This window comes from Corynebacterium sp. Marseille-P3884 (genome assembly GCF_017942225.1).
Classification (GTDB): domain Bacteria; phylum Actinomycetota; class Actinomycetes; order Mycobacteriales; family Mycobacteriaceae; genus Corynebacterium.
In genome coordinates, this window is sequence record NZ_JAGKSD010000011.1 from 21,482 (window position 1) to 43,246 (window position 21,765).

Annotated in this window: 27 protein-coding genes and 1 pseudogene; 16 read left to right on the forward strand and 12 right to left on the reverse strand. The window is 63.8% G+C overall.

Annotated features, from left to right (window positions below; genetic code table 11):
* Position 1: 1 nt before the first annotated feature.
* Entirely contained in the window at positions 2-286 is a 285-nt protein-coding gene (locus J5Y21_RS07765; RefSeq protein WP_210574193.1) for a YciI family protein, read from the reverse strand.
* A gap of 24 nt (positions 287-310) precedes the next feature.
* On the opposite strand from J5Y21_RS07765, the gene pgsA reads away from it, so the two are divergent.
* The 4 genes from pgsA (at position 311) to J5Y21_RS07785 (ending at position 2,837) form a co-directional block, all read left to right on the forward strand.
* A complete protein-coding gene (pgsA, locus tag J5Y21_RS07770; protein WP_210574195.1) occupies positions 311-889 on the forward strand; it encodes a CDP-diacylglycerol--glycerol-3-phosphate 3-phosphatidyltransferase in 579 nt (192 codons plus the stop codon).
* Positions 886-1,482 carry a CinA family protein gene (locus J5Y21_RS07775; protein ID WP_210574197.1) on the forward strand — a complete coding sequence of 199 codons (597 nt, stop codon included), beginning with the start codon at positions 886-888 and terminating at the stop codon, positions 1,480-1,482. Before pgsA ends, J5Y21_RS07775 begins: the two co-directional genes overlap by 4 nt.
* Before the next feature lie 8 nt (positions 1,483-1,490).
* Complete coding sequence (locus tag J5Y21_RS07780; RefSeq protein ID WP_210574199.1) at positions 1,491-1,871, forward strand: helix-turn-helix transcriptional regulator; 381 nt, start codon at positions 1,491-1,493, stop codon at positions 1,869-1,871.
* Between the two features lie 108 nt (positions 1,872-1,979).
* Positions 1,980-2,837 (forward strand): PspA/IM30 family protein, encoded by an 858-nt coding sequence (locus J5Y21_RS07785; protein WP_210574201.1) that lies wholly within the window; start codon positions 1,980-1,982, stop codon positions 2,835-2,837.
* Between the two features lie 10 nt (positions 2,838-2,847).
* Here J5Y21_RS07785 and J5Y21_RS07790 read toward each other — a convergent pair whose 3' ends face one another.
* From J5Y21_RS07790 to J5Y21_RS07800, 3 genes are read right to left on the reverse strand one after another with little or no spacing between them, the layout of a single operon-like run.
* A complete protein-coding gene (locus tag J5Y21_RS07790) occupies positions 2,848-3,444 on the reverse strand; it encodes an energy-coupling factor transporter transmembrane component T (RefSeq protein ID WP_210574203.1) in 597 nt (198 codons plus the stop codon).
* 17 nt (positions 3,445-3,461) lie between these two features.
* Complete coding sequence (locus tag J5Y21_RS07795) at positions 3,462-4,175, reverse strand: ABC transporter ATP-binding protein (protein ID WP_210574204.1); 714 nt, start codon at positions 4,173-4,175, stop codon at positions 3,462-3,464.
* Between the two features lie 9 nt (positions 4,176-4,184).
* The gene (locus J5Y21_RS07800) at positions 4,185-4,769 is read right to left on the reverse strand and encodes a biotin transporter BioY (RefSeq protein WP_210574206.1); all 585 of its coding nucleotides are present in this window, start codon (positions 4,767-4,769) and stop codon (positions 4,185-4,187) included.
* Between the two features lie 94 nt (positions 4,770-4,863).
* Here J5Y21_RS07800 and J5Y21_RS07805 point away from each other — a divergent pair, with 94 nt between their 5' ends.
* The 3 genes from J5Y21_RS07805 to J5Y21_RS07815 all read left to right on the forward strand — a co-directional run bounded on the left by J5Y21_RS07805 (position 4,864) and on the right by J5Y21_RS07815 (position 7,004).
* Positions 4,864-5,079 (forward strand): DUF3046 domain-containing protein, encoded by a 216-nt coding sequence (locus J5Y21_RS07805; protein ID WP_210574209.1) that lies wholly within the window; start codon positions 4,864-4,866, stop codon positions 5,077-5,079.
* Positions 5,080-5,246: 167 nt separating this feature from the next.
* A complete protein-coding gene (gene recA, locus J5Y21_RS07810; RefSeq protein WP_210574212.1) occupies positions 5,247-6,365 on the forward strand; it encodes a recombinase RecA in 1,119 nt (372 codons plus the stop codon).
* A 6-nt stretch (positions 6,366-6,371) separates the two neighbouring features.
* Positions 6,372-7,004: a regulatory protein RecX gene (locus J5Y21_RS07815; protein WP_210574214.1), complete on the forward strand. Its 633-nt coding sequence runs from the start codon at positions 6,372-6,374 to the stop codon at positions 7,002-7,004.
* Here J5Y21_RS07815 and J5Y21_RS07820 read toward each other — a convergent pair.
* The gene (locus J5Y21_RS07820) at positions 7,001-7,885 is read right to left on the reverse strand and encodes a glutamate ABC transporter substrate-binding protein (protein ID WP_210574216.1); all 885 of its coding nucleotides are present in this window, start codon (positions 7,883-7,885) and stop codon (positions 7,001-7,003) included. The genes J5Y21_RS07815 and J5Y21_RS07820 overlap by 4 nt on opposite strands.
* A 141-nt stretch (positions 7,886-8,026) precedes the next feature.
* Here J5Y21_RS07820 and miaB point away from each other — a divergent pair, with 141 nt between their 5' ends.
* From miaB to J5Y21_RS07840, 4 genes are all read left to right on the forward strand, one after another.
* The gene (miaB, locus tag J5Y21_RS07825) at positions 8,027-9,544 is read left to right on the forward strand and encodes a tRNA (N6-isopentenyl adenosine(37)-C2)-methylthiotransferase MiaB (protein WP_210574278.1); all 1,518 of its coding nucleotides are present in this window, start codon (positions 8,027-8,029) and stop codon (positions 9,542-9,544) included.
* 10 nt (positions 9,545-9,554) lie between these two features.
* Positions 9,555-10,190, forward strand: a complete 636-nt coding sequence (locus J5Y21_RS07830) for a hypothetical protein (protein ID WP_210574218.1) — start codon at positions 9,555-9,557, stop codon at positions 10,188-10,190.
* Positions 10,191-10,336: 146 nt separating this feature from the next.
* Entirely contained in the window at positions 10,337-10,606 is a 270-nt protein-coding gene (locus J5Y21_RS07835) for an AbrB/MazE/SpoVT family DNA-binding domain-containing protein (RefSeq protein WP_210574219.1), read from the forward strand.
* Positions 10,606-11,016 carry a PIN domain-containing protein gene (locus J5Y21_RS07840; RefSeq protein WP_210574220.1) on the forward strand — a complete coding sequence of 137 codons (411 nt, stop codon included), beginning with the start codon at positions 10,606-10,608 and terminating at the stop codon, positions 11,014-11,016. Before J5Y21_RS07835 ends, J5Y21_RS07840 begins: the two co-directional genes overlap by 1 nt.
* Here the strand turns inward: J5Y21_RS07840 and J5Y21_RS07845 are convergent.
* The gene (locus J5Y21_RS07845) at positions 11,013-12,554 is read right to left on the reverse strand and encodes an FMN-binding glutamate synthase family protein (protein ID WP_246875078.1); all 1,542 of its coding nucleotides are present in this window, start codon (positions 12,552-12,554) and stop codon (positions 11,013-11,015) included. The genes J5Y21_RS07840 and J5Y21_RS07845 overlap by 4 nt on opposite strands.
* A 201-nt stretch (positions 12,555-12,755) precedes the next feature.
* On the opposite strand from J5Y21_RS07845, the gene J5Y21_RS07850 reads away from it, so the two are divergent.
* Together J5Y21_RS07850 and J5Y21_RS07855 are read left to right on the forward strand one after the other, a co-directional pair.
* Positions 12,756-13,073, forward strand: coding sequence for a DUF3592 domain-containing protein (locus J5Y21_RS07850; RefSeq protein ID WP_210574222.1), 318 nt, complete (start codon positions 12,756-12,758; stop codon positions 13,071-13,073).
* Positions 13,074-13,295: 222 nt separating this feature from the next.
* Positions 13,296-13,640: a metalloregulator ArsR/SmtB family transcription factor gene (locus J5Y21_RS07855; RefSeq protein ID WP_055090314.1), complete on the forward strand. Its 345-nt coding sequence runs from the start codon at positions 13,296-13,298 to the stop codon at positions 13,638-13,640.
* A gap of 149 nt (positions 13,641-13,789) precedes the next feature.
* Here J5Y21_RS07855 and J5Y21_RS07860 read toward each other — a convergent pair whose 3' ends face one another.
* The 5 genes and pseudogenes from J5Y21_RS07860 to J5Y21_RS07880 form a co-directional block, all read right to left on the reverse strand.
* The gene (locus J5Y21_RS07860) at positions 13,790-14,977 is read right to left on the reverse strand and encodes an MFS transporter (RefSeq protein ID WP_210574223.1); all 1,188 of its coding nucleotides are present in this window, start codon (positions 14,975-14,977) and stop codon (positions 13,790-13,792) included.
* A gap of 85 nt (positions 14,978-15,062) precedes the next feature.
* On the reverse strand, positions 15,063-15,665 hold the full coding sequence (locus J5Y21_RS07865; protein ID WP_042529878.1) for a TetR/AcrR family transcriptional regulator: 603 nt from the start codon (positions 15,663-15,665) through the stop codon (positions 15,063-15,065).
* 213 nt (positions 15,666-15,878) lie between these two features.
* Positions 15,879-16,283 (reverse strand): annotated as a pseudogene (locus tag J5Y21_RS07870) (DDE-type integrase/transposase/recombinase); the annotation flags it as partial.
* Positions 16,252-17,307 carry a GNAT family N-acetyltransferase gene (locus J5Y21_RS07875; protein WP_210574225.1) on the reverse strand — a complete coding sequence of 352 codons (1,056 nt, stop codon included), beginning with the start codon at positions 17,305-17,307 and terminating at the stop codon, positions 16,252-16,254. The gene J5Y21_RS07875 and the pseudogene J5Y21_RS07870, both read right to left, overlap by 32 nt.
* Before the next feature lies 1 nt (position 17,308).
* Positions 17,309-18,637 carry a DUF349 domain-containing protein gene (locus J5Y21_RS07880; protein WP_210574279.1) on the reverse strand — a complete coding sequence of 443 codons (1,329 nt, stop codon included), beginning with the start codon at positions 18,635-18,637 and terminating at the stop codon, positions 17,309-17,311.
* A 208-nt stretch (positions 18,638-18,845) separates the two neighbouring features.
* On the opposite strand from J5Y21_RS07880, the gene J5Y21_RS07885 reads away from it, so the two are divergent.
* From J5Y21_RS07885 to dapF, 3 genes are read left to right on the forward strand one after another with little or no spacing between them, the layout of a single operon-like run.
* A complete protein-coding gene (locus tag J5Y21_RS07885) occupies positions 18,846-19,442 on the forward strand; it encodes a hypothetical protein (RefSeq protein ID WP_210574227.1) in 597 nt (198 codons plus the stop codon).
* The gene (miaA, locus tag J5Y21_RS07890) at positions 19,435-20,355 is read left to right on the forward strand and encodes a tRNA (adenosine(37)-N6)-dimethylallyltransferase MiaA (protein WP_210574228.1); all 921 of its coding nucleotides are present in this window, start codon (positions 19,435-19,437) and stop codon (positions 20,353-20,355) included. Before J5Y21_RS07885 ends, miaA begins: the two co-directional genes overlap by 8 nt.
* On the forward strand, positions 20,352-21,230 hold the full coding sequence (gene dapF / locus J5Y21_RS07895) for a diaminopimelate epimerase (RefSeq protein ID WP_349236970.1): 879 nt from the start codon (positions 20,352-20,354) through the stop codon (positions 21,228-21,230). The genes miaA and dapF overlap by 4 nt, the downstream gene beginning before the upstream one ends.
* 10 nt (positions 21,231-21,240) lie before the next feature.
* Here dapF and J5Y21_RS07900 read toward each other — a convergent pair whose 3' ends face one another.
* Positions 21,241-21,756: a hypothetical protein gene (locus J5Y21_RS07900; protein ID WP_210574229.1), complete on the reverse strand. Its 516-nt coding sequence runs from the start codon at positions 21,754-21,756 to the stop codon at positions 21,241-21,243.
* Positions 21,757-21,765: the final 9 nt, after the last annotated feature.

Here is a 21,765-nt window from a genome sequence, read left to right on the forward strand (position 1 = left end):
GTCAGTCCCAAATATTGATGACTGGGGTCCATTCACGGATGTCCCGGTCGGTCAGGGCGCCGGCGGCGAGGTAGGGGTCGTCGTCAAGCAATGCTTCGACATCGGCCTGTGTTGCGCCCTCAGCAAGGCGCACGATGATCGCGGATTGCGTATCGCCGCCAAAAGGTCCGGCTGCGACGATCTTTCCTTCGTCTTTGAGCGAAGCTATGAAGTCGCGGTGTGCCGGGCGCGTGTTGTGGATGAGCGCTTTCTTGCCGTACGTGTACGTCGCAATGAAGTAGGCCATGGGCGCGAAGTCTAGCGCGGGAGCATGGAATGTAGGGTTGAAGGCGTGAATGCTCCGAGCCAGACCACACAGTCGAACTGGAATCTGCCCAATATCTTGACGTCGTTGCGCATCCTGTTCATCCCCGTCTTCGCGTGGCTAGTGCTCACGGAACGGTGGTGGTGGGCGTTCGGGCTCTTTGTCGCGCTGATGATCACCGACAAACTCGACGGCGATATCGCGCGCTCGCGGGGCCTGGTCACGGACTTCGGCAAGATCGCCGACCCGATTGCGGATAAAGCGCTGATGATCACGGCGCTGGTCACGCTCAATATCGCGGGCCCGCTGCCGATCTGGATCACCGTCGTGATCATCGCGCGCGAGCTGGGCATCACCTTCTGGCGAATGGGCATGCTGCGAAACGGCAAAGTCGTGCCCGCATCGAAGGGCGGCAAACTCAAGACAGTGCTCCAAACCATCGGCGTGGCCATGTATCTGTGCCCGCTGCCTGGCTGGATGGATATCCCGACGCTCGTTGTCATGCTCATCGCCGTCGTGGTCACGGTGGTCACGGGCGTGCAGTACCTCGTCGACGGTGCCAAGGCGAACAGGAAGGACGCATGACACAGGACACGCTTATCGACGTCCCCGCTGCCCCCGACCTCATCCGCACCCTCGCGTCACGCGGCGAGACCGTCGCTTTTTGCGAGTCCCTGACAGCGGGACTGGCCAGCGCGACCGTGGCGAAAGTTCCCGGTGCCTCCAATGTGCTGCGCGGGGGATTGATCACGTACGCCACGGACCTGAAGGCATCACTGGCAGGTGTGCCCGAGTCTGTGCTGGAAAAGCACGGCCCTGTGGCCGCGGTGACTGCCCGGCACATGGCCCGTGGCGCGCGCGAGAAATGCGGCGCGACGTGGGGTGTGGCTTTAACGGGTGTGGCCGGCCCCGATCCGCAGGACGGGCACCCGGTCGGCGAGGTCCACATTGCGGTCGCGGGACCGTCACGCACCGTCTCACTGCCGGCCGCGGACATTCTCGCCGGTAATTCCCAGGAAGCGCTAGCGACGCAGTTCGCGCTGGTTCCGGGGAGCCACGAACCAGTGCGAGTGCTGGTGGGGCAGCGGCAGGAGATCCGCGAACTGGCCGTCGCTGCGGCTATCGTGGCAGTACTTCATGAAACTGATCGGGAACAAAAACAAGAGGACGATCGTTGAACGACGTGATGGCAACTACGACGACGCTCAATTACCAACCTGTTACGACCCGAACTGAGGACGGTGCGCACGGAAATTCTGCGAAGAAGACGCAGACGAAGGTACGCGAACCGCTGCTGCGCGAGGCATTGGGAATGTCGCTTCGCGCCTTCCGTGCCGACAAGGGCGTGACGCTGCGCGAGCTGGCGAACGAGGCACGCGTCTCACCGGGCTATATCTCCGAATTGGAACGCGGCCGCAAGGAAGTCTCCTCCGAGCTTTTAGCCTCCGTGTGCATCGCGTTGGACACCACCGTGGCCGAACTGTTGCTCGAGGCGGCGGCGAACCTCTCCCTGCAGTCGATGGAGCACGAGCTGGCTCATACCCCGCCGGCAGCCGCCGAGGTTTAGAAAAACTCCCGCGCGCGACCTGTCGTGCTCCGCTACCATTGAACCGTTAGCGATTAATCACGTGACGTGGTGAAACACCACGCGGTAGAAAGGCGAGACTGAAACACCATGGCGAATCCTTTCGTTAAAGCCTGGAAGTACCTCATGGCGCTCTTCGACAACAAGATCGAAGAGAATGCCGATCCGAAGATCCAGATCGAGCAGGCGATCGGTGAGGCTCAGCGTCAGCACCAGGAGCTGTCTCAGCAGGCTGCGGCCGTCATCGGCAACCAGCGTCAGCTGGAGATGCAGCTGAACCGACGTCTGGCTGATGTGGAGAAGCTGCAGGCGAACACCAAGCAGGCTCTGAAGCTGGCTGACAAGTCCCGCGCCGACGGCGATAATTCCAAGGCCGTCGAGTACGAGAACGCCGCTGAGGCTTTCGCTGCCCAGCTGGTCACCGCTGAGCAGGGCGTCGAGGACACCAAGAGCCTGCACGACCAGGCTCTCCAGCAGGCAGAGCAGGCCAAGCAGGCTGTGGAGCGCAACTCCATGAAGCTGCAGCAGCAGGTCGCTGAGCGTTCTAAGCTCCTGTCCCAGCTCGAGCAGGCCAAGATGCAGGAGAAGGTCGCCGAGTCCCTGCAGTCCATGAACTCGCTCACCGATGGTTCCTCCCCGAACCTGGACCAGGTGCGTGAGAAGATCGAGCGCCGTTACTCCAACGCTCTCGGCCAGGCCGAGCTCGCCCAGAACTCCGTCCAGGGCCGCATGGCCGAGGTGGAGCAGGCTGGCATCCAGATGGCCGGCCACAGCCGTCTGGAGCAGATCCGCGCCGAGATGGGCGGCGAGCTCGAGTCCGGCAAGAAGCCCGCCATCGAGCAGGGCACCTCGTCCGCGTCCAATGCTGCTAATTCCGCCACTGACTACTCCAACGTCGACCAGGACGCAGTCGCAGCGCGCATGCGTGAGCTGCGCGGCGAGCGTTAATCAGTAGCTATTAATCCACCGCACCGCGCGCCATGAGCGCCTCGCCCGTGAGCTGGGCGTGGCGGACGCTGCGGATGACAAGCGGGGTACCGAAGGCCAGGAGCGATAGATTCGCGCCCCTGGCCTTTCGTGCGTCGAGGGACTCGTTGGCGGTGCCGAGCAACACCGGAATCTGGCGAATGGTCAAAGCGATAGCCAGGCTGATGGTGTCCACGGGCACGCCGATGCGCTCGAGCGGAGCCATATTGGTCTCCAGGGCCTCCATGAGGTCCTCGATAGTGGTGGTCAGCGTGAACAGGCTCGCAGCCATCAGGGCGGCGATGAGACCGAAGACGGTGATGAGCATCTTCGCCAGGCCGTTTTGCCACCACAGGAAGGCGCCGATGAAGGCCATGAACGGCAGGATCGGCAGGACTTGGCGCAGGGCAGTTCGGAGCGGAATCTTGGCGACGGCGTACAGCACAGCGACGCCGCCGGCCGCGGCGAGCGGGTGCCACGGCTTCGTCGGCAGCACCGTGATCAAAATGATGAAGAGCAACAGCCCTGCGAATTTCGTGGCGGGAGAGGCGCGATGAACAGGCGTCGTGCCAGGGACGTAGACGCCCATGGGAAGTTCTCTGATTCTCACGTCTCACCGTCCCAGTCAACGTCGTCAAGCTTGTCCATCAGGTCGGTGTAGAACGCGATGGCCTCGCGCGCTGGGCCGTCAAATACGATGTCGCCGTCGTTGACGCACAGGACGCGTTCGAATTCGGTGAGCATGTCGATGTCGTGGGTGACCACGATGACCTGCTGGTCGAGGGATGTCAGCTCGCGAATGATGCGGCGGCGGTTGCGCATATCGAGCAACGTCGTCGGCTCGTCGGCGATGATCGTCTCAGGCTCGATGACCATGACAGCTGCTAGGGCGAGCATCTGCTTCTCGCCGCCGGAGAGAGTGTGCGGGGAATTCTCGGCGCGGTCGACAAGCTGGAAGCGCTCCAGCATGTCGTCCACGCGCGCATTGACTTCAGCCTTGGGCAGCTTGAACCGGCGCAGGGAGAACGCGATGTCGTCGCGGACCCGCGGCATGACGATCTGTGCTTCGGCGTCGGAGAAGATGAAACCGACCTTCTTGCGCACGTCTTTGCCGTGCTCGGCGACGTCGAGGCCGTTGTAGGCCACGGTGCCTGATGACGGCTCGATCAGCCCGTTGATCAGCCGCACCAGCGTTGATTTGCCGGAGCCGTTGGAGCCGATGATGCCGATGCGTTGCTCGCTCAGCTCGAGCGTCTGCGGCTGCAGTATGACATCAGAGTCGTAGGCGACGCTGGCGCGGTCGAAAGAAATAGTGGGCACAGCGAGAGACTAACGCGTGCGGTGCAGCTGCGGGAACGCAGAGTGCACAGCGAATGCGATCGCGACCATCACGGCGAGCTTGCCCAGATCGGGGAGGATGAAGGCGAGCTGAGCGGCGAATGCGGCACCTGCGCCCATGTCGGCACGCCACATGAGACCGAAGGAGCCGAGCACGTACTGGAGGGCGAGAGCGGCAAGACCGCCGAGGAAGAACACAGCGATCGTCGCGCCCTTGTTTTTGAACGGAGCGCGGTACGCGATCAAGCCCGCAATGCCGGAGCCGATGAGGTAACCGCCAAGGTAGCCGACAGTCGGGCCCGCAAACGCGTGAATGACGGTGCTGCCGCCGGAGAGCACCGGCAGGAAGCAACCGACGAGCAAGAACAGGGCGGTGGCCAAAAAGCCGCGGCGGCCGCCGAGAACGAGGCCCGCGAGAATCGTCGCGGCATTCTGCAGCACGATAGGAACGCCGGCCGCGCCGATGGGAATGGAGAAGAAGCCGAGGACGGAGATCAGCGCAGCGAAGACTGCGATATATGCGATGTCGGTGGCTGCGCTGGTCCCGCGCGCGCCGGGGGTGCGTGTAGTCGTCATAAAGGAAACATTAGCGGCCCACTTGAACGCCGTTCAATTCGAGGGGAGGGGCAAGCGTCGAGAAGCGAAAATCGGGGCGCGTAAGGTGGTGCGCATGCGATTGACGGAATTCCACCAACTCGTCGTCGACGAATTCGGCGACGCGAAAGGAAAGTGGGTCGTGTCCTCGCACGTTTTCTCCGGCGAAGGGAAGACAGCGGGCGAGCTTATCGACGCCGGCGTGGACCCCCGCGACGTGTGGGACCACCTGTGCGACGACTTCGATATTCCCGAAGAGCGCCGACTGGGAATTGATCGCCCGGGGGAGTGAATCATTCGAACATTCGTGCGTGTATGTTCGATGGTGGTGTCGCAAAGCCCACTAGTGTGATTTTCAGTGAACGGGGAACCGGACACCGCTTGAGGCGGTCTAAGAAGATGAGACTGCTTTAACCGGGGGTTGAACCGGGGAACACACGAAACGAAAGGAACCACGCCATGGCAACGAAAAAGAAAGCTGCCTCCGCTGCGAATGACCGCCAGAACGCGCTTGACGCGGCGATGGCGATGATCGAGAAGGACTACGGCAAGGGCGCGATCATGCGCTTGGGCGACGAGAAGCGCCCGCCGATCCAATCCATCTCCTCTGGAAACACCGCCATCGATGTCGCGCTCGGCATTGGCGGCTGGCCGCGTGGCCGCATCGTGGAGATTTACGGCCCGGAGTCTTCCGGTAAGACGACCGTTGCGCTGCACGCCATCGCGCAGGCGCAGCGTACCGGCGGTATCGCCGCATTCATCGACGCGGAGCACGCCCTCGACCCCGACTACGCCAAGAAGCTCGGTGTGGACACCGACAACCTGCTGGTCTCTCAGCCGGATACTGGTGAGCAGGCTCTCGAGATCGCGGACATGCTCGTGCGTTCCGGTGCGATTGACATCATCGTCATCGACTCCGTGGCCGCGCTGACCCCGAAGGCGGAGATCGAAGGCGAGATGGGCGATTCCCACGTCGGTCTTCAGGCGCGCCTGATGTCCCAGGCTCTGCGCAAGATGACGGGTGCTTTGTACAACTCCGGCACGACCGCCATCTTCATCAACCAGCTGCGCGAGAAGATCGGTGTCATGTTCGGCTCGCCGGAGACCACCACAGGCGGTAAGGCGCTGAAGTTCTACTCGTCAGTGCGTTGCGATGTGCGCCGTATCCAGACGCTCAAGGACGGCCAGGATTCCATCGGCAACCGCACGCGCCTCAAGGTGGTCAAGAACAAGGTCTCCCCGCCGTTCAAGATCGCCGAATTCGACATCATGTACGGCGAGGGCATCTCCCGCGAGTCCTCCATCATCGATCTCGGCGTGGAAAATGGCGTGATCAAGAAGTCCGGTTCGTGGTTCACCTACGAGGGCGACCAGCTCGGCCAGGGCAAGGAGAAGGTCCGTCTCTTCCTTAAAGAGAACCAAGACTTGACCAACGAGCTCGAGCAAAAGATCTTCCAGAAGCTCGGCGTCGGCGAATTCGCTGGTAAGGATGACGAACTGAGCGACGAGGCCATCGACATGGTGCCCAATATCGACTTCGACGATGAAGACGAGGGCGCTGCGGCCGGGGAGAAATAACGCCCTATGCCGCAACGGCGCGAACCTGACCCGGAAAAGCTCCGCAAGCTGCAAGAGGCCCTCGACGCGTATGCGGCTGGCGGGGGACCGGGACTGATCGACCACGAGCACGAGAAGGCCGCCGCGAAAGTGCGCGAGCGTGCTCTGCGTCTGCTCGATCAGCGGTCCCGCTCCCGCCACGAGCTACGCGAGCGACTCCTCGATCAGCGGCGCGTCAAAGAAGGAGAGGAACCTCCCGCGCCAGAGCTTATCGACGATGTCCTGGACTCCCTCCAGCGCTCCGGCCTCATCGACGATGAAGCCTTCGCCCACGAATGGGTCCGCCAGCGCTTTGAGCGCCGCGGCAAATCATCGTCGGTGCTGCGCCGCGAATTACAGGACAAGGGTGTCTCTGCCGCGGACCAAGACGCTGCCTTGGAGCAGATCGACGAGGACGACGAACGCGAGCTCGCACGCGGACTCGCGCAGAAAAAAGCCCGCTCCGTGAAAAGCGTGCCAGTCGATAGGGCTGGCCGTGATAAGGAACTTCGGCGCATCGTCGGGGTGCTTGCCCGGCGCGGTTTCCCTGAGTCAATGGCGCTGCAGATCGCCAAGGACGCGCTCGACGAGAGGTGCGAGGAACTTCAAAATGTCGGCTAAGGGCCGTCGAGGAACGACGTGTCGCCTGGGGTGTCACGCATCGTGTCCGGGTCGGCCTGCAGGTTTTCAGACACGAACCGGTCAAAGGACCCGTCGTCGTACATCTGCGTTAGGGCATCGTTGACAGCCCGGATCGTTTCCTCGTCGTGGTGGTGGAGTCCGAGGCCGTAGTGCTCGTCGGTAAGCGGGCGCCCGTCGACCTCGAGCGGGACGACGTCGAAAACTCCGGGCTCCTGCGCTTCGAAGCCTTCGAGAATCGCCGCGTCTGTGGTCACGGCGTCCACATGGCCCTCGCGCAGGGCGCCCAAGCACGCCTTGTAGTTGTCGTATTCTTCCAACACCACGTCAGGAAGCTCGTCTTGGATCGTGCCCGCCGCCGTGGTGCCGGTGACGAAGCACAAGCTGCGGCCGCTCAGCGTGTCCAACCCGGTGATGGTGTTCTCGCCGTCGCGCACGAGCAACGCCTGGTGCGTGACCAGATACGGACCTGCGAAAGCCGTCTTGTCCGCGCGTTCGCTATTCATTGAATACGTCGAAGCGATCATGTCCACGTACGCGTGCTCCAACATGGAAGCGCGCTGGCCGTGCGGCACCCGTCGCCATTCGATGCTCGGGCGGTCCCAGCCCTTGTCATCAGCGATCGTGTTGATCACGTATTCGGCAATGTCAGTGTCTAGTCCCGCGACCGAGCCGTCGTCGAGGAGGATGCTCAACCCCGGGTTCGTGAACGCGGACCCAACGGTCACCTGGCCGTTTTCGATCTGGTCGAGCAGATCCGCATCGTTGGTGCTGCCGGGGAAAAGGGTGCAGGCGGTGAGCGTCGATAAGCTGAATGCGCTAACGGTGACGCACGCTGCCCGTGAGTGCCCTGTGCTGGACATGAATCCCTCCGAAGGTGGGAACCGACATCGGCGCCGGCCCCCTTGAAGATCGCTATCAAGCGTAGCGTGGCTGCGCGCCCGCGGTGAGCAGTTATGCGATGAACGCGGAGGGCAATACACTGTTGCACCGTGACAACCGGGATGACAACGACGCAGGCAGCTCCGCGCACCTACGAGGTGCGCACGTTCGGCTGCCAGATGAACGTGCACGATTCCGAGCGACTCTCCGGCTTGCTGGAAGACGCTGGCTACGAGGCTGCTCCCGCCGACGCGGAACCCGACCTCGTGGTCTTCAACACATGCGCTGTCCGCGAGAATGCCGACAAGCGTCTCTACGGCACCCTCGGTCAGCTGCGCGAAGTCAAGCGCAACCACCCGGGCATGCAGATCGCTGTGGGCGGCTGCCTGGCGCAAAAAGACCGCGACACCGTGATCGAGAAGGCGCCGTGGGTCGACGCTGTCTTCGGCACACACAACATGGCGGCGCTGCCCGCGCTGCTCGACCGCGCGCGTGTCAGCGAGGAAGCGCAGGTCGAGGTCGTCGAAGCCCTCGAGCACTTCCCGTCGGTCCTGCCCGCCAAGCGCGAGTCCTCCTACGCCGGCTGGGTGTCGGTGTCGGTGGGATGCAATAACACGTGCACGTTCTGCATCGTGCCGTCGTTGCGCGGCAAGGAGCAGGACCGCCGCCCGGGCGACATCCTCGCCGAGGTCAAAGCCCTCGTCGACCAAGGCGTCACTGAGGTGACTCTGCTCGGCCAGAACGTCAACGCGTACGGCGTGAATTTCGTGGACCCGGATTTAAAGCGCGACCGCTCCGCATTCTCGAAGCTGTTGCGCGCCTGCGGTGACATCGAGGGCCTGGAGCGCGTGCGTTTCACCTCGCCGCACCCGGCGGAATTCACCTCCGACGTGATCGACGCGATGGCTGAGACGCCGAATGTGTGCCCGCAGCTGCACATGCCGCTGCAGTCCGGCTCCGACAAGGTGCTCAAGGACATGCGCCGTTCATACCGTTCGGCGAAATTCCTCCGCATCTTAGACGAGGTACGCGAGAAGCTTCCGCATGCTTCGATCACGACCGATATCATCGTCGGCTTCCCGGGGGAGACGGAGGAAGATTTCCAGGCGACGCTCGACGTCGTCGAGAAGGCGCGTTTCACCTCGGCGTTCACGTTCCAGTACTCGCCGCGTCCCGGCACGCCCGCAGCGGAGATGGCCGACCAGATTCCGAAGAAGGTTGTCCAGGAGCGCTTCGAGCGCCTGCTTGAGCTGCAGGAGCGCATCAGCGCCGAGGAGAACGAAAAGCTCGTGGGCACCGACCAGGAGTTGCTTGTCCAGGAGACGCACGACAAGAAGGACACCGGCCGCATGTCGGGCCGCGCGCGCGACGGCCGCCTCGTCCACTTCACGGTCGAGGGCAATATCGACCGCACCGTGCGCCCTGGCGATATCGTGCACGTCACGGTCACCGATTCGCGTCCGCATTATCTGATCGCCGATTCCGGTATTCACTCCCACCGCCGCACGCTCGCCGGCGACAACGCCGAGGCGGGCCAGGTTCCCACCACGGCGCCCGTGGGCGTCGGTTTGGGTATTCCGAGCATCGGCGCGCCTAAGCAGGCCCCCAGCGCCGCCAACGCGTGCGGCACGTGCGGTTAACATGAGCAGCATGCTTGACGACGCCACCTCCCACCCCGACCTCGCCTCCCTCGAGAAGCAACGCGCCGGCACCGTCGACCTCGGCGCCCGCCGCTGGGTCTTAGCCGCCGCGGTGGCCGTCTATGTGGTCGCTTTGATCCTGCCTTTCGCCGGCGACGCTGCCGGGTGGCAGATGCTCACCTTCACCGAGCCGGACGGCGTCGACGTGGCGATCGGGGAGCGCGTCTTCGCACTCCTGTCGTTCCTTTGCCTCGCCGTGTTCACCTTGTTGCTCGTGATCGTGCGTCGCACGTCGTTCGCTCTCTTCGCGTGGATGGCCGGCTGCGTCTCACTCGTGGCGGCGCTGCTCGGCCTCTGGCTGCGCCAGACCGGCACCACCGGCGATTCCACCGGCGCCGGCATGTATCTCGCGATCTCCTGCGTCGCGGTTGCCGTGCCGCTGCTCACCGCCGCTTGGATGCGCCGCGACCCCGAGCAGCAGAAGATGGAAGCGCTGCGCCGCGAGCAGACTGACTTCAACCCCGTCGCCGAAGCCCAGGCGGACGCCGGCCACCAGTCCGTCCGCCGCGCCGAGGACGCAGACACGCTTATCGACGACCGCCGCGCCCGCGCCGCCCAGCGCCACCGCCGCGACGAAGGGCGTTAACCTATCCCCGCACGCAGAGTGGCGAAAGGATAACATGTTATCCTTTCTCGCTTTCTTGTTGGACATCGCTCTAGAGTTCGTTGGCGATGCCGGTATATACTCATCGTGTATTTGCGCATCATGCGAGGTGAGAAGGTGAGATTGCTATGACTTCGCCCAGAGACTCGAATCAATTGAACACGACTGTTTTTCAGTCGGGTAACAGCCAAGCCGTTCGAATCCCCAAGCAGTTTCGTCTCGATGTGGACCGCGTCGCCATTAGAAAAGTCGGCCAGAATTTGGTCATCATCCCATCCCAGATGTCAGCCCTGGATGCCATTGACCTCATAACAGCGGACCTCCCCGAAGGCTGGGCTGATTCCCTGAATCGTCCGGCAGACGCACCGCCTGCGCCGGTTCAGTCAGTGGGGGATTAGTGGGTTATTTACCAGACACGAACGTTTTCATTGAAATCCTGCGGGGCAGGAATCAGCGGCTTCGCGAACGCCTTGCGGGAGAGCCTCTCGACAATGTGAGGTTGTCGGCCGTCGTCTTGGGAGAGCTGATGGTGGCAATCGAGAAAGGAGCGGCTGCACCACAACGCATTGCACTGGGGCGGTTGAAGGATATTTACACGGTTGCGCCGATCGACACCGATGCAGCGCTCGCATACGCCCGAGTCCGCGCCGACTTGGAACGGCGCGGGCTGGTCATCGGGGCCAATGACATGTGGATCGCTGCCCAAGCGCTTGCTCACGATTTGACCCTCGTCACTGCGAATACGAGGGAGTTTTCGAGAGTGTCTGGTCTGAAGATCGTGAACTGGCAGGCTGACGCAGAAACTTAACGTACCTTCGTGATCACCGGCAGACGGAATTCGTCGGGGCTGGCCTGTTTCCAGGCGTCGGCCCAGGCCTCGGGCGCGTCGTCGATAAGCTGGCCGGGCTCGAGCCAGTTATAGAGAGCCTCGTAGGACCGGGTGACACCCGGCGCGATGACTTGGCGGAGCATATTCGGCGAGAGTTCGTCCGGGGTGGTGGCGCCGCACGATGCCATCATGGACACCGCCTGCTGGACGGTGGCGTTGTGGTAGTTCTTCACGCGGATTGCCTTCGAATCGACGTCGAGGGCGCGCTGGCGCCACTTGCTCTGCGTGGCCACACCAGTGGGGCAACCGCCGGTCTGGCATTTTTGGGCCTGAATGCAGCCGACAGCCATCATCATCGAACGGGCGGAGTTGGTGAAGTCTGCGCCCTGGATGAGGCGTTTGACAATGTCGTTGGCGGCCGCGACTTTGCCTGATGCGCCGATCTTGATCTGGTCCCGCAGGCCAGTTCCAACGAGCGCGTTGTGCATCATCATCAGCCCCTCAGTGAGCGGCAGGCCAACGTGGTCCTCGTACTCGAGGGGTGCGGCGGCAGTACCGCCCTCGGAGCCATCGATGACAATGAAATCGGGCGCGGTGCCCACTTCACGGATCGCCTTGCAGATGGACAGGACGTCGATCATCGAGCCGACGCACATCTTGAAGCCCGCCGGCTTACCGCCGGAGAGCTCGCGCATCTCTGCGATGAACTCGATGAGTTCGGTCGGGGTGGAAAACACCGAGTGGCGGGACGGGGAGACGCAGGTTTCGCCTTCCGGCACGCCGCGGACCTTCGCGATCTCGGCACTGACCTTCGAGCCGGGCAGCACACCGCCGATGCCGGGCTTCGCGCCCTGGGAGAGCTTCAGCTCGGTCATCTTCACCTGGTCGATGGCGGAGAGCTCTTTGAATTTCGCCGGGTCGAATTCACCGTCTTCGGTGCGCGCGGAGAAGTAGCCGGTGCCGATTTCCCACACGAGATCCCCGTTATTTTCCATGTGGTAGCTACTCAGACCGCCTTCGCCGGTGTCGTGGGCGAAACCGCCGAGCTCTGCACCCTTGTTGAGTGCGCGGACGGCGTTCGCGGACAGCGCACCGAAAGACATGGCGGAGATATTCATTAGCGACATGTCATAGGGCTTCGTGCAGTCTTTGCCGCCGATGTGCGCGCGAGGAGGTTCTGCAGGCATCTTCGCCGGCATCATGGAGTGGACGAGGTATTCGAAACCAGCCTCCATGACATCGCGCTCGGTGCCGTAGGACATTTCGCCCTCGGTGCCGTCGGCACGCTGGTTGATCATCTCGCGGGTCTGGAAGTTGAAGGGGCGGCCGTCCCAGTTGCTCTCCACGAAGTACTGGTGGATCTCGGGGCGGATGCGGTGTGCGAGATAACGGGCGTGGCCCAGCACCGGGTAGTTGCGGAAGATCGCGTTGTTCTTCTGACGCAGATCTCGTACCGCCAGGGATGCCGTCGCGGCGGCGGCTGTGCCAGCGACGACGGCCCTCGGCTTCTTCGCCATGAATTTTCCGAACGACGACACGGGGTTCTTCATTTCTCACATCACCAATTCACACATCGCACGAGCAAATACAGTCAATTCCCAGGATACCGGGGATGTCATACTTTGCGCCGCCGGGGTTGTCCGAGCGTCCCCGCCGCCCGGAGCTTGGTATGAATTGATTCATCGCCCCCGCACCGATGAGGAAAGAGGAGTCGAACCATGCCGCAGGAAGTGATCGTCGGCATCGTGATCGCCGTAGTCTCGATTGTCGTCGGCGTGACTGTCGGCATCGCGCACCACAAATTTCGTTTCAGGAACAGTCGCGCCGGCGAGATTACGCAAGGCCGGGTGATCTCGGTGCGCCAGAACGGCAGGTATTTCGAGGAGACGGTGCAATTCACCACGAAGGACGGTCGGACGATCACAGGGACTCCCATGGTCGCAATCACGAAGCGCAGCCGAATGGGCGAGACGGTCGGCGTGTTCTACGACCCCGAAAAACCGGAGAGATTCGCCGCCGGCCCTGACCCCAAGTAGAAGACAAGGGGGCGTGCTCGCGCAGGCCTTGGACAACTGGTTGCGTGGTTAGCGCGCCTGAGCGTTTAGAGTTCGTCGAGCTCCGCGCGCAGCGGCGGCGATGTCTCCGACGGGGGCGGGGGAGACGGCTCGGTGGCGGGCGTTCGCAAGGATCTCGGCGCCTTCATCGCGCGATTTCATGAATGATCGTTCGATAGGCGGCGAACAAGGTAGGATCGAGGCATGCCCCCGACCGACCATGCGGACACCAAGCACCCGGCCACCGCGGACCTCTCGCTCACGCGAGTGCTCTCCGCGCTGTCCGATCCGCTACGCCTCGGCATCGTCCGCCTGCTCTCCGACGGGCAAGAGCGGCAGTGGGGCGAACTGGATGCCCCCGTGTCGAAGTCGACGCTGAGCCACCACATGAAAACGCTGCGCAGCGCGGGCATCACCCGCACCCGCGACGAGGGCACCCGCTGCTACGTCCATCTGCGCGCCGACGACCTCGAAGAACGCTTCCCCGGACTCCTGGCATCCGTCCTGAGTTCGGCGGACGAGGACGCCGCACCCGTCGGGCTCAAGTAGTCCGACCCGCTCGACCAAGTGTCATAAGCGACACAGCGCTACATGGAGACGAGAACGCCGTTGGGATGCGAAAGTAGCTACGTCTGTTTGATGGTCCAGGAGATCGACGGGCCTGCCGATTGGAGATGTGATCTGATCAGATCAGCAGATCAGACACAATCTACTGTTTCAGTTGCATGGGGCGGTCGAAGAGGTTGTCTTCTGCCTCGTGCTTGTGTTGCGAGGGTGAGTGTGGCGAGAACGGCGAAGGCTGCTCCGATCCACATGGCTGCGGAGGGATCGTCACCGGCTCGGCCGATGGCGAGCGCGCCGATTGCTGATCCCAGGGCGACGCCCATGGTAATGACGGAGGTGTGCACCGTGCTGACCATGTTCCCGGTTCCTCCGATTTCGGCGACGCGGGCGACCATGGCGGGGTTCATCGGCACTCCGGCGACGCCTACGATGAGCACCATGGCCAGCACGAGCGGCTGTGCGTTGCTGAAGGCTCCAAGGAGCGCGAGTGAGATGAATAGCAGTGTGTGTCCGATGCGCAGGATGCCGATGGCGTGCTGGTCGGCGAACTTGCCGACGATGAGGTTGCCGATGAAGGACACGATCCCGTAGGCGAGCAGGATCAGGGTCGTCGTATTCGTCGCGAAGCCGGCGTTCTGTTCCAGCAGCGGGGTGAAGTAGGAGAAGCCGGCAAAGGCTGCGCCGATGGTCAGCAGGCTGACCAGGTATCTGGACCAGAGTTTCGGCGAGCGCAGCTTGCGCAGGTCCTGTGCGGCGGCTTCCTGGGTGGCGGCTTCACGGGCGGGCAGGGTGAGCAGGCTGATGAGGAACACGGCGAAGGCCGCGATGCCTAGGATGTAGAAGCTGGACTGCCAGCCCCAGCGGGCCGCGAGGAAGTGCGACAGCGGCAGGCCGATGACGGTTCCGATCATGATGCCGCCGAGCACGATGGACACTGCTTCGCCGATCTTCTCCGGACTCGGGGCCAGTCGGGCGCTGTAGGACACGGCGATGCCATAGGCGGCGCCGGAGAGGCATCCGGTCAGGACGCGAAGCAGTGCCAGCCACCAGAACTCGTGGATCAGCGGGACCAGGACCTCCAGCGCGGCATAGGTTCCGATGACGATCAACAGCGAGGCTTTGGGTGGGCGATGCCGCAGGAGGTACACCAGCAGCGGGCCTCCGAGCGCCATGCCGAGCGCGTACAAAGTGACCACCGTCCCGACCTGGCCGGTCGAGACGCCCAGGTCTACGGCGATCTGCGGCATCATCCCCGCGGTCTGGAACTCGCTCATGACCACCACCATGATCGTGAGCATCAGTACGTACAGGTATTTCTTCATTGCTCGGTCTCCAATGTGGATTCTCTAGTACAAAATAAAGGTGCAGGTGAGCCCGACAGCTCACGGATTTCTCAGTAGTGGCGTATCAAGGTGTCAGGGCACTGAGGCCGAGTGCGACGATCCGCCGCAGTTCCTCGGGTGCGGAGCCGGCCTGTGCCATGACGCGAATCCCTGAGATCAGGGTGACGACCAGCAGTGCGGTGTCCCGAGCGTCCAGGTCCGGCCGGAGGCTGCCGTCGAACCTGCCGGCCCTGACGGCGTGCTCCAGCATCGCGAGCTGGCGTCCCAGTGCACGGTCGAGGATGCGGGCGACGCGCGGGTCCTGACTGCCGCGGTCCGGCGTCATGCGTGTCGTCACGACCATGCACCCGGCCGCGTGCCCTTCAGTGGACGCCTCGTACTCCTCGGCGATCATGAGATTCAGAACGCCGCTCACGCGTGCGAAGCCATCCAGTTCGGCATCGGCGAGCACCGCCTCCTGGCTCTCACCAGTGACCTCGACATAGCGCTCCAGTGCTCGAACGAACAGCTCATCCTTGGAGTCGAAGGCGTTGTACAGGCTGCTCCGCCGCACCCCGGCCGCCGCGCACAACTGCTCAGTCGACGTGTCCGCGAATCCACGCACTCTGAACTGCGCGGCCGCGGCATCCAACACTGTCGCCTCGTCAAACGTTCGTGGTCTACCCATGTCCGCGATGCTAGCAGTTGATGGACTATGGAGTACAAAACAAACACAGGCCGCGACCGACGCAGCGTCGACTGGTGCAGCCGTTGTTGAATGGGCTGCCCGCATGACGCGCACCTGGCTCGTATGGGTGCCGTTGCAAAGTTGGGGGGAGAGCAGCGAAGACTCAGTTTCTCATTCCCTGATGGCCGCTGCGTGTGGGCGTTATCAGGCCGTCTAGAAGACCCGGTTGACGATCACCGCGTCCGGGTTCGGTTGCCCGTAGGCTAACATCGTGCCTTGCCCTTTCCGCAATGAGTGCATCGCCTCCATCCCTTTCAACGTCCAATATGCAGATGTCCGGTTCTTAAACGCGTCTTTCGGCCCGAGGATCCGCTTCAGCCGACCATGGTCGCCTTCCAGGATGTTGTTGAGGTATTTCACCTGCCGGTGTTCCACTGTTGGCGGGCAGATTCCCTCTGACTTCAACTCGGCGATTGCCCTGGCTAGGGAGGGTGCTTTATCGGTGTTGATCACTCTGGGATACCCGGCTGACGCAACGGATCTTCAATCCAGCACCCTAACTGTAATAACTGCAATTGCGACTCGGTTACGCGCGTTGCCAAGCGGTCGTCGCGGAGATCGGTTGCGCGTGCGCGGCATCGCTTATCGACGGATACGAGCTGTACCCCGTCTCCACCTCCGGCCACCGGCTCTTCGCGGCGGCCAATACGGATTCCATCAACGCGGTGCCGACACCCGCACCGCGGTAGGCGGGCAGGACAAAGACGAGGCCGAGCTCGATGAGTGAGTCGTCGTCGGCATCGTAGTGGACGGCTTCGGCGAGACCGACAGCGCGACGTGCTCCGTCTTCACCGGTGCCGTACGCGATCGCGGTGAACTGGTTGCCGCCGCGGTCGAGTAGCCGCGCCTGGGCATCGCGAAGACGCTGCTCGGTCCATTCCACCGTGTCGAGCTTCAAGTCCCCGCGCGGGTACCCCTCGGACGCGGCGGTGAGAAGTGTACGGAACAAGGTCAGATTATCGGCGGAAATCTCGTTATTGAACACCACGTCAATGGAGTCGACGGGGAGCTGATCGACGGCTGCGGGTTGGGCAATTGCATCGACCGAGAATGTGGCTTGGTCCTCGCGGTAAGCGGGGGTGTAGCCGGCGGCGGTCAGGATGTCGGAGGCAGCGGAGTCGGCATCAGGGGCATGGGTCTCCCAGATGTGGCGGGTGGGGCGGTGGTGGGTGTGGGAGAGGGCGTCGATAAGCGATAAAGCGGCGACCCACGGCTCTTCTGGGACGGGCTCACCGGGCAGCGGCGCGATGGCGGCGTCGAGCGTGACGGAAGCTTCGATGACGCTGGTGTCTTCCAGAAGCGGCAGGGAGATGAAGACCCAGGCGTCGATATCGGCGAGGTCGTCGACCGTGATCTCCGGGTACCCGCGCGCGCCGAGCGGACGCGGCGCCCGAACACTGGTCAGCGCGAACAGGTACGACTCGGACTCCGCGGAAGCCTCGAGCCGTTTCGCGATGTGAGAGGCCGTGATCCCCGAATGTGCGTCGCCGGTGATGTCCTGGATCGCGAGTGTTGCCGAAAACGCGTACGCGCCGACGACCTCTTCGGCATCGGCGCCAGCGGAAAAGAGAAGCGGCTGCAAGCTAGTCGTCGAGAGCCTTCGCCGCGACGTCCGCGAACTCCTGCCACTGCTCAGCCTGCGCGCGCAGCTCCGCTGCCTTCGCGGCGTTGCCCTTGGCTTCGGCGGCCTCAGCCTTCGCGCGGAAGTCGTCGGCCTTGACCTGGAACTGGTTCGCCTTGTCCTGCTGGACCGGATTCGACTTGCGCCACTGGCGCTCCTCGGCGTCGGAAACGCGCTTTTCGATCTCGCCGATCTTGTCCTCGTACTCGCGGATCTTGCCGCGCGGAACGAAACCGATCTCGTCCCACTTCTCCTGCAGCTCGCGCAACTTCGACTTCGCGGCACCCAGGCCCTTCTCTGGCTCGATCAGCGGGCCGTATTCGGCGATGAGGTCGTCCTTCGCCTTCGCGTTGGCCTCGAACTCGCGGTCGCGCTCCTCATTGACGGCGTTGCGCGCGGCGAAGAAGTGGTCCTGCGCGGAGCGGAAGCGCTCCCACAGCTTGTCGTCCACGTCGCGGGGTGCGCGGCCGGCGGCCTTCCATTCCTTCATCAGGTCGCTGAATGCGCGGGCCGTTTCGTTCCAGTCCGTGGAGTCCTTGATCTTCTCGGCGCGCTCGATGATGTCTTCCTTGGCGGCCTTTGCAGCTGCGCGACCACGGTCGAGCTCGGCGAAGTGGGCGCCGCGACGGCGGTTGAACGAGTCGCGGGCCTTGGAGTAGCGCTTCCACAGTGCGTCGTCGGTCTTGCGGTCGATGCCGCGGATCGTCTTCCACTCGTCGAGGATCGCGCGGATACGGTCGCCGGCGGCTTTCCACTCGGTGGAATTCGCGGCGATGTCCTCGGCCTCGGCGGCGAGGGTCTCCTTGCGCTCGATCGCTTCGGCGCGGCGGGTTTCCTTGGCTTCTTTTGCCTTCTCGCCGGCGATATCCGCCTGGCCGAGGAGCTCCTTCAAGCGCTTTTCGACGGCGTCGAGGTCACCGACCACCGCCTGCTCATCAAGCGAATCGATGAGCTGCTGCGCCTGCGTGCGCACAGAGTTGGCGTCCTCCGGGCGTGCAGCGAGACGGTTTTCCAGCAGACCGACCTCAGTGGTCAGGTCGCCGAAACGCTGGGCGAAGTGTTCCAGGCCCTCTTCCGCGGTGCCGGCCTGCCACGAACCGACGGCGCGCTCGGTACCGCCGCGGGTGACGTAAACGGTGCCTTCGTCGTCGACGCGGCCGAATTTCTTCGCTGCGGTGGTGTCGACGGCGGGTGCGGCCGGCATCGCAGGAACCGGCGACGGAGTGGACGCCCCCACCTTAGCCGGGCGGGCCCCCGGGCGCGGTCCGGGCTTGGGTGCCTTCGTCGGCATCGATCCGGGCGAAGGTGCCGCAGGCTTCGGAGTCGGCTTCTGTCCGTCGGTAGGGGGCTGCGTCATGGTGGGGGCCAGTCCTTTCATCTTTGTGCCGCGCGACACGGCTGCCGTAACGCTTTGAGACTTTACCGGCCCCCGCGCCTCAATGTCAGGCGGTTGGAACCGTTTGCCCGCGGATCGGGAGGCACTGGATAGGGTGGTGGGCGTGAATCAGTTCAATGTGTGCGTCGTGCCGGGATCTCCGGCGCTGGTGGCGGAGCTCGCGCCGCGGGATGAGGCCGGGCGCGATATTGTGCGCACCATCCGTGAGCTGACCGCTAACGACGCGCGCGACATCCACATTGTGGGCTCGCGCGACGCGCAGTGGTACACGGAACGCACGGGTTCGTTCGCGGCGTGGGGCGCGCCGCAGATCACCGTTGGCGAGGGCAACTACATGGCGGAGCTCGTCGCGCGGTACGTGCTGGGGGACGCGGCCGAGCGAGTAACGGATTCGCGTGGCACGATCGCCCCGCTCGACCCGGAGGTGCTCACGGTGGTCGTCGTCGACGGGTCGGCAGGCCTGACGCAGCGCGCGCCGCTCGCGTTCATCGACGGTGCGCTGGACACGCACGAGCAGATGGCGCGCTTTTTGGACGGTCGCGGCGCGTTGCCGGACGACCTTTCGGCGCGCGGCGTCATCGAGCCGGCACTGTGGCACGAGCTCGCCGTGCTCGACGCGACGAACCAGCGGCTCATCGCGCACGATGCGACGCACGGCGTGGGGCGCTTCGTTGCTACGTGGCAGGTGGACCATGCCTGATCTGCCCGTCACCCCCATCGCGGTTGTCGGCCCGACGGCGTCCGGCAAATCGGATCTCGGCATCGCCCTGGCACGCGAGCTCGGCGGGGAGGTGGTCAATGTCGACTCGATGCAGCTTTACCGCGGCATGGACATCGGCACCGCGAAGCTCCCGCCCGCCGAACGCGGCGGAATCCCGCACCATTTGCTGGATATTTGGGAGGTCACGCGCACGGCGTCGGTCGCCGAATACCAAGCCCGCGCGTGCGAAGTCGTGGAGGAGATCGCCGCGCGCGGCACGGTCCCGATCCTCGTCGGCGGGTCCATGATGTACGTGCAGTCGCTCATCGACGACTGGCAGTTCCCTCCCACCGATCCCGCGGTCCGCGCCAAGTACGAGGCACGCCAGGCCGAGATCGGCGTGCAGGCTCTCCACGCGGAGCTCGCCGAGGTGGATCCGCAGGCCGCGAGCATCATCGAGGACAACGACCCGCGCCGCACCGTCCGCGCACTCGAAGTCATCGAGTTGACCGGCAAGCCCTTCCAGGCCTCGCAACCGCCGAAAGACGCCCCGCCGCGCTGGGGCACGCGCATCATCGGGTTGCGCACGAACGCGGAATGGCTCAATCCCCGCATCGAAAAACGCACGCAGCTCATGTTCGACCGGGGCTTCGTCGATGAAGTGCGCACGCTTATCGACGACGGCCTCACCCCCGACTCCACCGCCGGCCGCGCCATCGGCTACGCGCAGGTCTTGGACTATCTCGCTGGGGACTGCACCCTCGCAGAAGCAGTCGAATCCACGATCACCGGCACTCGCCGTTACGTGCGCCGGCAGCGGTCCTGGTTCAACCGCGATAAGCGAATCGCCTGGGTCGACGCGGATCAGGACCCGGAGGCGTTGCTGCGCGCCGCGCTAGACTCGCTGGCGTGACTTACAGCAACAAGTATTTGTCCACCCTGCCGTTCATCAAGGCGCACGGCACGGAGAACGACTTCGTCGTGCTTATCGACGTCGACGATCAGCTCGACACCCTCGGTGTCCTGACCGACGACCTCGTCGCCTCCCTCTGCGATCGCCGCGCAGGCATCGGCGGCGACGGTTTTCTGCGCGTCGTCCGCGCAGACGGTGACGGTGCGAAGTGGTTCATGGACTACCGCAATGCCGACGGTTCGATCGCGGAAATGTGCGGCAACGGCATCCGCGTCTTCGCGCACGTTCTGATGGCTCAGGGGCTGGAGACGGAGCGTGAATTCGACGTGGTGACCCGCGCGGGCGTCAAGCATATCGTCGTTCACGAGCTGACGGGCGAGGGCCCGCACGGTCCGTCGCACGCCCAGGTGGAAGTCGGCATGGGGCCCGTGGAGGTCACCGGCGTATCCACCGCGCGCATGGGACAGTTCGATTTCGCCGGCCTCGGCGTAGATGTGGGAAACCCGCACCTCGCCGCAGTCATCCCGGGGCTGACCGCCGCAGAACTTGAGGCGATGAAGCTGGTCCAGCCCGCCTTCGACCACGACTTCTTCCCCGAGGGCGTCAACGTGGAAATCCTCACCGAGATGGCCGACGGTGCCGTACACATGCGCGTGTGGGAGCGCGGAGTGGGAGAGACGCGCTCCTGCGGAACAGGAACCGTCGCCGCGGCACGGGCAGCGCTTGCCGACGCCGGCATTGAGAACGGCTCCGTCACCGTCAACGTTCCGGGCGGTGCCTTGACCATCGCCATAGAAGGCGGTCAGGCCACCATGACGGGACCTTCGGTGATCGTGGGGAGGGGAGAAGTGGAGCTGGGGGCGCTTCGTCGATAAGCGAAATGCTTTAAGCGGGACCTAACCTGCGGGCGGCGCGACGCGCATCAGCCCACGAGTCCGCGAGCTCCATTGCCCGCTGATCCGCAATATTGATCATGCGTTCCAGTGCGTGGCGGTCCAGATCGTCGTTGCGCAAATGCGTGTCCACCCTTGACAGGAAACGCCGCGACGAACCGAGGCGCAGGTGGAAATCCTCGATCGCCGGAATATCACTGTGGGGCGTCGCCAACGCGCGGTAGGTGAGGGTGCGCTCCGCGAGCGCGTCCGTGCTGGTGCCCGACTTGAAATCCTCGTACTCGGCGACCACTTGGGCGATATCGTCGCGGGCGACCCGCAGCGACGATTTCAGTGACTCCACCTCCGGGTCCACCGTCCTTTTGCGATACGCCACGAACGCCACCGCAGCCAACGCGATCCCGAGGAGCAGACCCGGCGGGCCGAGCCGTGTGCCCAGCACAATCGCGACGACGAGTGCGAGCGTCAGCCAAATCGCCGACTCCACATTGCGGCTGCTCCCGCCCATCGTCTCCGT